The organism is Streptomyces sp. YS-3, assembly GCF_045257485.1.
GTDB lineage: Bacteria > Actinomycetota > Actinomycetes > Streptomycetales > Streptomycetaceae > Streptomyces.
The window spans coordinates 1-10,000 of record NZ_JBJHPC010000255.1 but is presented as its reverse complement, the minus strand read 5'-3'; the positions used below and the strand labels follow the sequence as shown (position 1 = coordinate 10,000).

The 10,000-nt window shown below is 71.9% G+C and carries 11 protein-coding genes; 6 read left to right on the top strand and 5 right to left on the bottom strand.

Annotation, left to right across the window (positions count from 1 at the left end; all coding sequences use genetic code 11):
* From ACJA3G_RS20775 to ACJA3G_RS20760, 4 genes are all read left to right on the top strand, one after another.
* A partial coding sequence (locus ACJA3G_RS20775) for an MIP/aquaporin family protein (RefSeq protein ID WP_406554520.1) occupies positions 1 to 778 on the top strand: 778 nt, incomplete at its 5' end.
* 125 nt (positions 779 to 903) lie between these two features.
* Complete coding sequence (locus ACJA3G_RS20770) at positions 904 to 1,455, top strand: AAA family ATPase (protein ID WP_406554519.1); 552 nt, start codon at positions 904 to 906, stop codon at positions 1,453 to 1,455.
* A 120-nt stretch (positions 1,456 to 1,575) separates the two neighbouring features.
* Positions 1,576 to 2,826 carry a 4-hydroxybenzoate 3-monooxygenase gene (locus ACJA3G_RS20765; protein ID WP_406554518.1) on the top strand — a complete coding sequence of 417 codons (1,251 nt, stop codon included), beginning with the start codon at positions 1,576 to 1,578 and terminating at the stop codon, positions 2,824 to 2,826.
* 146 nt (positions 2,827 to 2,972) lie between these two features.
* Positions 2,973 to 3,902, top strand: coding sequence for a RimK family alpha-L-glutamate ligase (locus ACJA3G_RS20760; protein ID WP_406554517.1), 930 nt, complete (start codon positions 2,973 to 2,975; stop codon positions 3,900 to 3,902).
* A 28-nt stretch (positions 3,903 to 3,930) separates the two neighbouring features.
* Here the strand turns inward: ACJA3G_RS20760 and ACJA3G_RS20755 are convergent, their stop codons facing one another.
* Positions 3,931 to 4,218: a hypothetical protein gene (locus tag ACJA3G_RS20755; protein ID WP_406554516.1), complete on the bottom strand. Its 288-nt coding sequence runs from the start codon at positions 4,216 to 4,218 to the stop codon at positions 3,931 to 3,933.
* Between the two features lie 224 nt (positions 4,219 to 4,442).
* Here ACJA3G_RS20755 and ACJA3G_RS20750 point away from each other — a divergent pair, with 224 nt between their 5' ends.
* Positions 4,443 to 4,631, top strand: a complete 189-nt coding sequence (locus tag ACJA3G_RS20750) for a DUF6381 family protein (RefSeq protein ID WP_406554515.1) — start codon at positions 4,443 to 4,445, stop codon at positions 4,629 to 4,631.
* Between the two features lie 185 nt (positions 4,632 to 4,816).
* Here the strand turns inward: ACJA3G_RS20750 and ACJA3G_RS20745 are convergent, their stop codons facing one another.
* Positions 4,817 to 5,383, bottom strand: coding sequence for a thiol:disulfide interchange protein DsbA/DsbL (locus ACJA3G_RS20745; protein ID WP_406554514.1), 567 nt, complete (start codon positions 5,381 to 5,383; stop codon positions 4,817 to 4,819).
* Between the two features lie 123 nt (positions 5,384 to 5,506).
* Here ACJA3G_RS20745 and ACJA3G_RS20740 point away from each other — a divergent pair, with 123 nt between their 5' ends.
* Positions 5,507 to 6,346 (top strand): carboxymuconolactone decarboxylase family protein, encoded by an 840-nt coding sequence (locus tag ACJA3G_RS20740; protein WP_406554513.1) that lies wholly within the window; start codon positions 5,507 to 5,509, stop codon positions 6,344 to 6,346.
* 77 nt (positions 6,347 to 6,423) lie between these two features.
* Here the strand turns inward: ACJA3G_RS20740 and ACJA3G_RS20735 are convergent, their stop codons facing one another.
* The 3 genes from ACJA3G_RS20735 to ACJA3G_RS20725 form a co-directional block, all read right to left on the bottom strand.
* Positions 6,424 to 8,016: a class I adenylate-forming enzyme family protein gene (locus ACJA3G_RS20735; protein ID WP_406554512.1), complete on the bottom strand. Its 1,593-nt coding sequence runs from the start codon at positions 8,014 to 8,016 to the stop codon at positions 6,424 to 6,426.
* Positions 8,013 to 8,453 carry an acyl-CoA thioesterase gene (locus ACJA3G_RS20730; protein ID WP_406554511.1) on the bottom strand — a complete coding sequence of 147 codons (441 nt, stop codon included), beginning with the start codon at positions 8,451 to 8,453 and terminating at the stop codon, positions 8,013 to 8,015. Before ACJA3G_RS20730 ends, ACJA3G_RS20735 begins: the two co-directional genes overlap by 4 nt.
* A partial coding sequence (locus ACJA3G_RS20725) for an AMP-binding protein (RefSeq protein ID WP_406554510.1) occupies positions 8,434 to 10,000 on the bottom strand: 1,567 nt, incomplete at its 5' end. The genes ACJA3G_RS20730 and ACJA3G_RS20725, both read right to left, overlap by 20 nt.

The following is a 10,000-nucleotide window of genomic DNA, read 5'->3' as shown; positions in this document are numbered from 1 at the left end:
GGCGGGGGAGGCCCCGGCCGTGGTGGCGGGCGGGCCGCCGCGGTACGAACCGGGAAGCGAGCCGTGGCGGGGCGCCGCGGTGGAGTGCGCACTCACCGCGGTCATGATGTTCGTGGTGGTCACGACGGTGCGGTGGCTGCTCGATCCCGGCTCGCCGGTCTTCATCGCTGATCTGCGTCTCGCGCTGGGCGTGGTCGGGGCCCTGGTCGCGGTGCTGCTGGTGGGGCTGATCATGAGCCCGCCGGGCCGCCGCTCGGGCGCGCACCTCAACCCGGCCGTGAGTGTGACCTTGTGGCTGATGCGCGCGTTCCCGGCGCGCGCGGTGTTTCCGTACACCGTGGGGCAGTTGGCCGGTGGGCTGGCCGGGACCGCGCTGGCCCGGCTGGTGTGGGGGCCGGTGCTCCAGTCCGCCGCTCTCAGCGACGGACTGGCCCGCCCGGCCCCCGGGCGCTCCTCCCTGGCCGTCTTCGTCCTGGAGGCGGCGAGCTTCACGGCGGTGGCCCTGCTGATCGGCTTCTTCGTCGCCCACCCCGGGCTCGCCCGGCCCATGCCGTACGCCGTGGGGCTGGTGGTCGGCCTGATCATCGCGCTGCTCGGTCCGGTGAGCGGCGGGTCGGCCAACCCGGCCCGCCAGCTCGGCCCCGCGGCCGTCTCGGGCACCACCACCGCCCTGTGGGCCTACCTCACGGCACCGCTGCTGGGGGCTGCCCTGGGCGCGCTGGCCCATCGCGGGTACGTGTTGGCACGCGCCAAACCGGCCACGTACGGGCCTGGTTGACCGGTCAGCATCTACCAAGGCCCGCCCCGGGAGAAATTCTCCGTGTGTCGACCGGCGGCCTGCGTACCATGCGGACGGTCGTACGGGCCGTAGGCCGGACATCGCGGCGGACGAGCGGAGAGAGCATGCCGGAAACCTTCTTCCAGGACCGAACCGTCGACAGGGAACCCGCCTCCGACGTGTTTCTCGTCATCGGCATCCCGGGGTCCGGGAAGAGTTCGGTGTCGGCGGCGCTCGCCCGCCGCTTCCCCCTGGGCGCGCACATCGAGGGCGACCGTCTCCAGGACCTCATCGTCGCGGGCGGGCGCCCGCCCTCGCCTCGGACGGACCCGGAGGCGGACCGCCAACTGCTGCTGAGGGCCCGTAACGCGTCGGCGCTGGCGCGCAGTCTCCATGCCGCGGGTGTCGTTCCGGTGATCGACGACGTGGTGGTCCGGCGAGCCCATCTGGACTTCTACCTGGAGCAGTTGAAGGGTCTTCCGGTGCGGCTGACCGTCCTGGCTCCGGCGGCCGAGGTCGTCTCCCGCCGGGTCGCCGAGCGGGACAAGGTGCTGGCGGACGACTGGTCGTTCCTGGACGCGGCGCTCCGCGTTGAACTCGCCGGTGAGGGACGGTGGTTCGACAGCTCCGACCAGACACTGGAGGAGACGGTCGACGCCATCCTGGCCAAGGGCTGAGAGGCGCGCTGCCGTCCGGGCGGGACGGCGGACGGGGACGGCCCCGACCTCCCGGCAACCGGATCGCCTTTTCGGCCGACGGCACCCCTTCCCACCCCCATCGACACGAAAGGACGGGTCATGGCGGAAACCCTCACCCGGACCGCGGTCGGCATAGTCGGCGCGGGCCCGGCCGGACTCATGCTCGCGCACCTGCTCGCCCGCGCCGGGATCGACTCGGTGGTGGTCGACCACCGCACCCGCGCCGAGATCGAGGGCACCAGCCGCGCGGGCATCCTGGAGGCCGACAACGTCCGGCTGCTGACCGACTCCGGGGTGTCCGACCGGGTGCGCCGCGAGGGCAGCCCGCACGACGGCATCGAGCTGCGCTTCGGTGGCGAAAACCACCGCGTCGACTTCCAGGCCCTGGTGGGGGAGAGCGTATGGCTCTACCCGCAGACCGATGTGTTCACCGACCTCGCCGACGCCCGTGAACGCGACGGGGGAGACGTACGCTTCGGCGTCCGGGGCACCGAGGTCGTCGACCTCACCTCCGAACACCCGGGCATCCTGTTCACCGACGCCGACGGGGTGGCGCGGGAGATCCGCTGCGACGTCCTGGTCGGCGCCGACGGCTCGCGCGGGGTGTGCCGCACCGCGGTACCCGAGGCGGAGCGCACCCACTTCTTCCGCGAATACCCCTACGCCTGGTTCGGCATCCTCGTCGACGCCCCGCCCAGCGCCCCCGAACTCGTCTACACCCACTCCGAACGCGGTTTCGCCCTCATCAGCCGGCGTACGGAGTCCGTGCAGCGCATGTACTTCCAGTGCGACCCCGACGAGGACCCGGCGGCCTGGACGGACGACCGGATCTGGGCCGAACTCCAGGAACGGGTGCGCGGCGCGGACGGCTTCACCCTCAAGGAAGGCCCGGTCACCGACCGCTCGGTCCTGCGCTTCCGCAGCTTCGTGTGCGAGCCCATGCGCTACGGCAACATGCTGCTGGCCGGCGACGCCGCCCACACCGTCCCGCCCACCGGCGCCAAGGGCCTCAACCTGGCGCTGGCCGACGTGCGGCTGCTCGCCGAGGCCGTGGAGACGGCGCTGACCAAGCACGACCGCGCCGCCCTCGACGCCTATGGGCCGCGCGCCCTGCACCGCGTCTGGCGCGCCCAGCACTTCTCGTACTGGATGACGACGATGCTGCACCGCACCCCCGGCGCCACCGACTTCGACGTACGCCGCCAGCTCGGCGAACTGGCCGCGGTGGTCGGCTCCGCGGCCGGCTCCGCCTATCTGGCGGAGGCGTACACGGGGTGGAGCGAACGCCGACCGCCCGGCAGGCCCGGGCCGGGCGGGGTGAGGGCGGGCGCCGGGCCGCTCCCAGGTTGACGGAAAGCCTACTGTGGCCCGGGCGAGCCCTTCCGTACATTCGGGGGGCACTTCTGTCCGCGTACCGCAGCAGGTTCTTCATCCTTCGCACCGGCCGCACACCGCGTCCCGGCCGGGCGCGAGGGGGGCAAGGGGACCAAGCCGGGATGAGTGACCGCGAGATCGTTCTCATGACCGACCACAGTTCGACGGAGGGCAGCCGCGCCGCCCTGGCCGCCGCGGTCGAGTTCCTGACGGGACGGCCACCGGTCCTGGTCGACGCGCGGCACTTCCTGACCGATGGATCCGGCCGGGCGCGGGTGGTGGACCACGCCGTACGCCTGGAAGTGCCGTCCGAGGACCTGGTGGTCACCCCCTCGATCCTGCTCGTCTACGAGGTCCAGCCGCCCGAACGCCGCCGCTTCGAGCCGTTCCAGCGGCTGATGACACGCCACGGAACGGTCTCCCTGGGGACGGACGCCGACGCGTGGCGGACGGCCACCGACAAGAACCTCACGACGGCCCGGTTCGCCCTGCACGGCATTCCGCACATGGAGACCGTCACCCTGACGCGGCCGAGCGTGGACGCAGCCGCCGCGGCGTTCGACCGGCTGGGGCGGGACGTCTGGGCCCGGCCCGCCCTGGGCACCTGCGGAGACGACGTCCGGCACATCACCACGTACGAGCAGCTCTTCCAGGCGCTGGCCCACTTCGCCGACACCGGGCAGGACTGGCTGATCTCGCGGGACGCCCGCAACTTCGACGCCGCCGGGCAGCGCCACCAGTTCCGCGTGTCCGTGCTCGACGGACGCGCGGTGCAGGCGTGCGAACACGTCCAGGCCCGTCCCGACGCGCCCTGCAACGAGGCCCAGGGCGCGGCCTGCACCCCGATGCCGGTGGACGACCTGCCCGTCGACCTGTGCGAGCTGGCGGTCGCCGCCACCAAGGCCGTGGGGCTGCGCTTCGGCGGCGTCGACCTCGCCGTCGAGAACGGCGGCGCGGTGTTCGAGGTCAACGTCCACCCGATGCTCGGCGCGGCCCACCCGGCGGAGTCGGTGGCGGTTCCGTATGTGGAGGCACACCTCGCCATGCTGTGACGGGACGGCCCGACGGGCCGCCGCAGCCCTACGCCCCGGCCGTCACCTGGTGGTTGTGCACCCGCGAGACCTTCGGCTCCGGGCCCTGGGGCAGGTCGGTCTCGGCCGCGAGCGGGGTCACGATCGACATGAACTTCCGCATGGCCTCCTCGGACTCCCACAGGTCGGTGATCTGCAACCCCCCACCCGTCTGGACGCAGATGTGGGCCAGGCACCCTTCGAAGGGGTTGCCGGGCAGGTCCCGGAGCTTGGCGTGGAGGGCGTCGTACTGGTCCGTCGTCACACCCGGCAGCTCGACCTGCATCAAAATCGCCATGGGCTCTCCTCCACGAAACGGGGCACGGTCCCCCGCCGCCGCCACGGTGGCGGCCCGCACCCACGGCCAGCACAGCACGCCCGTCTCCGCCGGGCATCCCGCCCGACGCCGGACGAGTGGTGTGTCCTGCGGTGATGACGGTGTGTGACCGTTCCGGATGCGTGCTGCGCGCGACGCTGATTCTCTGGTGGCGTCCGCTCCCCCCCCCAGAACCAGGAGTGATCATGAGCATTGCAGACGAGACCGGCGGCCGGGCCCGGCAGATGCGCCAGAAGGCGGAGCAGCTGGAGCAGGCCGCCGAGCGCGCCAGCGACCCGGCCGAGCGTGACCGGCTGAAGGAGAAGGCGCGTCGACTGCAGGAGGAGAGCCGGCAGACGAGCGAGATGGGCAGTGGGGGAATCGACCCCATGTGACGCCCGCACGCCTGGGAACCCTCGCGTGCACCAGACGCGTGAACTCCCCGCGTGACCGCGTGACCGGGCCGGCCGGTGACACCCCCGCAACGACGCGGGAGCACGGTGTCACCGGCCGGCTTCCGGCTTCCCGGGGACGGCGGGCCCTCTTCCCGAGCCCCGGTGGCGGCAGGCAGGGCGCGCGCCTACCGGGCCCGCACCATGGCCACCAGCCCGTCGACCACCCGTACCAGCTCCCCAGGGCTGCCCGCCGTTCTGAGATCGGTCCGGTAGGTGCCGTTGACGAGGAAGGCGGGGACGCTCTGGACGCCCGCCCTCCGCACCTGCGCCTTCGCGGCGGCCAACTGCCCCTTCAGCCCGAAGGAGTCGAGGACCGCCAGATAGCGTGTGCGGTCGACACCCAGCCGGGCGACGAAGTCCGCCTGCTCGTCCGGCTCGGCCAGGCGCCTCCCCTCGCGCTGGACGGCCTCGTGGACCGCCCGCATCGTCTCCGTGTCGGCATGCCCCAGCGCCTCCAGCGCGAAGTGCAGCCGCGCGTGCGCGTCCCACGGACCGCCGAAGGGAGCCGGGACGCGGACGAAGGTCACCCCGCTCTGCCGCCCCGCCCAGCGGCGCACGGAAGGCTCGATGGCGTACGAGTGCGGGTCCCCGTACCAGAAGAACTCCCACACCTCGACCGTACCGGCCGTGGTCCTCGGAGCGGGTGGGCACAGCTCCACATACCGCTCGCCCGTAGGGATCTCGTCTGCCATGTACTGTTCTTCCTCGTCTGTGAGCCGGCGTCACCCCGGCGCACCGAGGCCGGGCCGCGGCGATTACCGTGCCGAGGGGGGCCGCTTGCGTTGGAGTGCGCTCCAAGCTCTAGTTTCGTGCATATGAACAGCGCACAGAACTCCGAAACCGCCTCCCACGCCCCTTCCGCCGCTGCCGTCGGCCCCGCCGACGAGCGCTACGAGCGCGGTCTCGCGCTGCTGCGGAAGGTCAGCGGCCACGAGCGGGCCGACGTGCTCGACAGCCTCGCGGACATCGCCCCCGACCTCGGCCGGATGATCGTCTCCTTCGGATACGGGGAGCTCCTGGCGAACGGCCGGCTCACCCTGGAGCAGCGCGAGCTCGCCACCGTCGCCGCGCTGTGCGCGATGGGCAACGCCGCCCCCCAGCTGCGCTTCCACATCGACGGCGCGCTGAACGTGGGCGTCACCCCGGCCGAGGTGGTGGAGGTGCTCATCCACACCGCCGTGTACGCGGGGGTGCCCGCAGCGCTCAACGGCATCGCGGTGGCGCGCGAGGCCTTCCGTGACCGCCCCGGCCTCGCCCACGAGCCGGTCGCCACCGGCGAGGGTGAGCGGCGGTACGAACGGGGACTCGCCAAGCTCGCCGAGGTCGACGGGCACGCGGGGGAGGCCGTCGTCGCCTCCCTCCAGGACATCGCCCCCGACCTGGGGCGCTACATCATCGAGTTCGCGTTCGGCGACGTCTACTCCCGCCCCGGCCTCGACCTCAAGTCCCGTGAGCTGGCCACCATCGCCATGTGCACGGGCCTCGGCACCGCGGCGCCGCAACTGCGCGTGCACATCCACGGCTTCCTCAACGTCGGCGGTACCCGCGAGGAGGTCGTCGAGGTCATCACGCAGATGGCCGGATACGCCGGGTTCCCCGCCGCGCTGAACGCCATCGCCGGCGCCCGCGAGGTGTTCGCCGAGCGGGACCGCTGACCCCGCCCCACGGGGCGGCCCGCCCGTGAGCGGGGCAGGGTCCGCGGCTTCGCCGGAGGAGAAGCCCGGCGGGGCCGTCAGCCCTCGGTGTCCGCGAAGGCCACGCGCATACTGCGCTTCAGCGCCTTCCCCGTGACGCCCACGTGCTCCTCGGCACCCTTGACGAGGACCTTCGCCACCAGCGGCCAACCACGCTCCGCGAGCAGGGCGTTGACCCGGGACCGTAGCTCCGCGAGCTCCTCCTCGGAGGACGGCACGTCGATGCTGAGCACGGGCACCTGGCGGTCGTCGCCGTCACCGCTGTCGACGCCGACGACCGAGCAGTCCACGAGGTCGGGGAAGTGGCGGAGTATCAGTTCCTCGGTCTGGGCGCTGTAGAGGACGCCTTGCGCGGTGGTGATCCGGTCCGTGGTCCGGTCGACGTGGTAGTAGAGGCCGTCCTCGCCGCGGTAGGCGAGATCGCCGGTGAGCCAGTAGCCCTGGATCCGGTTCTTCTCGCTGAGTAAGCTGTTGTTCCAGTAACCACCCGTGATCGTGGGCGATTTGAGGGCGAGGCGGCCCACCGTCCCGTCCGCCACGGGCTCGTCGTCCGCGTCGAAGATCTCGACCTCCACCCAGGCGAACGGACGGCCGATGCACCGCTGGTAGCGGTCGCTGGTGGGCGTGTGCACCGTACGGAACATGGCGAAGCCGAACTCGGACGAGCCGAAGTTGTCGATGAAGAGGGAACCCGCCCTCGGGTTCCCCTCCCGGTCGACGTGGTTGCCGCGCGCCACCAGTTTGCGTATGTGCCGTTCGTGGTTGGCGTCGCCGGTGGACATCCACCGTGAGACCGAGGACAGGTCGTAGGCGTCCAGATCGACGCGGCACAGATCGACGAAGGTCTTGGGGAAGCCCGCCACCAGGTGCGGGCGGAAGTCCTGGATGGCGCGGGCGATCTCCTCGGGGCCGCGGCGGGTCGCGAGCAGCGTGGTGGCACGCCGGGCGACCGCCGACATCAGCACCGAGATCGCGGACGCGTGGCTCTGTGGCAGGGCCGAGAGGATACGGGTGCCGAGGTCGGCCCGGATCTGCTGCCGGACACCGAAGAAGAACCCCTTGTGGTTGAACTGCACGGCCTTGGGGATGCCGGTGGTTCCCGAGGTGTGGGCGATCAGCACCGGGTCGTCGTCCTCGTGGGTGAAGAGCTTGAAGGCGCCCCGGCCGTACGGCTCCTCGGTGTAGTACGCGATCGGCAACCGGTCCTCGGCGAGCCGCTCGGGGTCGGTGACCACGGCCGCCGCCCCGACGTGCTCGACGAACCGCGCCGCGGTCTCCGAGGGCAGCGAACTGTTCACGAACACCGGAATGGCACCGATCTTCGTCAGCGCGATGTAGTGCACGAGATAGCGCACGCTCTCGGCGACGTAGACCGCCACCGGGTCCTTGGGGCGGATACCGTCGGCGTGGTACCCGGCGGCCACCCGGTCGGTGAGCTCGTCGAGCGCCGACAGGGTGAGTCTGTCGTGGCTGACCCCGGTGGGGGCGCGATAGGGCTGATCGAGCTCGATCACCGTCTCGGCCGTCTCGCTCGCGGCAGCCGCCAGCCGGAAGAAGTTGCCGGCGCCGAGCCCGTCGGTCTCGATCAGACCGATGAGGTCGGCGGCGGAGTCCCTGCGGTCGGTCGTCATGTGTATCGCTCCATCGCGGTGCGGATGTCCTGGGGAATGGGGATCGGGCCGTGCCCTTCGAGCGAGGTGGTCACCAGCACCGCGCGGATGCGGGCCCGCACGTCCCGGCCCGGCGACCCGGCGCACTCGTAGCGCAGCTCGAACGACGACTTTCCGATGCGTTCGACGGTGAGCGTGATGTCCAGCGCGTCGCCGAGCCGGCTCGGCGCGAGGAAGTCGCATTCGAGACGGACGGTGGGTATGCCGATCCGCCGCTCGGCGAACAGCCCCGCGTAGCCGACCTCCAGCCCTGTCTCGAACCAGTCCTGGAGCACTTCGTTGATGAGCAGCAGATACTGCGGGTAGAAGACGATTCCCGCCGGATCGCAGTGGTGGAAGAAGACACGCTTGCGCTGGGTGAAGCCGGTCGGGCCGGCGTCAGGCGGAGGCGGGGTCACCGTGGGCTCCTTCCGGCTCTGCCGACGGGACGGAGCCGCCGTCGGCGGAGCCGCGCAGACGGAAACGCTGGATCTTGCCGGTGCCGGCCCGGGGGAGTTCGGCGCAGAACGTGATGAGGCGCGGATACTTGTAGGGCGCCATCTCGGCTTTCGCGAACCGCTGGAGTTCCAGGACGAGTTCGGGCGAGGGGGTGTGGCCCTCGGCCGGCACGACATGGGCCTGTACCACCGCGCCGCGCTCGTCGTCGGGCGCGGCGACCGCCGCGCACTCCTGGACGGCCGGATGGGCCAGCAGGGTGGCTTCGACCTCGACGGGCGAGATGTTGTACCCGGCCGACACGATCATGTCGTCGAGGCGGGCGTGGTAGTGGAGATAGCCGTCCTTGTCGGCCCAGCAGGCGTCGCCGGTGAGGTTCCAGCCGTTGCGTACGTAGTCCGCCTGGCGTGCGTCGTCGAGATAGCGGCAGCCCGTGGGCCCCTTGACGGCCAGTGCGCCGACCTCGCCGTACGGCAGCGGGCGCCCGGCGTCGTCGACGACCGCGGCGAGGTAGCCGGGCACCGGTCGCCCCAGCGCGCCGGGCCGGGTCGCGGCCTCGTCGCCGCGCATCGCGATGAAGATGTGCAGCATCTCGGTGGAGCCCAGCCCGTCGATCAGGTCATGGCCGGTGCGCTGCTTCCACATCTTGCGGGTGACCGGCGGCAGCGGCTCGCCCGCCGATACGCACTCGCGCAGCGAGGCCAGCCCGTACGGGGCCGGGTCCACGCACATCGCCCGGTACGCCGTCGGACCGCTGAAGCAGACGGTGGCACGGAACTCGTCGATCGCGCTGGCCAGTTGACGCGGTGAGGCGCGGTCGAGCAGCACGACGGAGGCGCCGATGTGCAGGGGGAAGAGCAGCAGCCCGCCGAGGCCGTAGGTGAACGCCAGGGAGGGGGTGCCGATGAACCGGTCGTCGCCGGTGGCCCGCAGCACGTGCTGGGGGAAGGAACGGCACACCGCCATCACGTCGCGGTGGGAGTGCACGGTCGCCTTCGGCATCCCCGTGGTGCCGGAGGTGAAGGCGATCAGGCAGGGATCGGTGGCGGCGGTGTCGGCAGGGGTGAACCGGGCGGAGTGCCGGGCCATGGCCTCTTCGAGGCCGGTGTCCGCATCCTGTTCGGTGTCGTCCCGCGCGCCGCCACCGTAGTACATCGTCCGCGGCCCGCTCCCGTCCGTGCGCGCCGCCGCCAGCTCGGCGCCGAGGGCGGACTCGCACAGGGCGTGCGTGATGCGTGCCTTGTCGATGACGTACGCGAGTTCCTTGGCGCGCAGCAGCGGCATCGTGGCCACCACCACTCCGCCGGCGCGCACCACGGCGAGCCAGATCGCCACCAGCATGGGAGTGTTGGCGCCCCGCAGCAGCACACGGTTGCCGGGCACCAGGCCCATGTCCTCGGTGAGCACATGCGCGATGCGGGAGACGGTGGCGAGGAGTTCGGCGTAGGTCCAGCGCACCCCGTCCGGTGAGAGCACCGCGAGACGGCCGGCGCGGCCGGGCGCCCCGGAG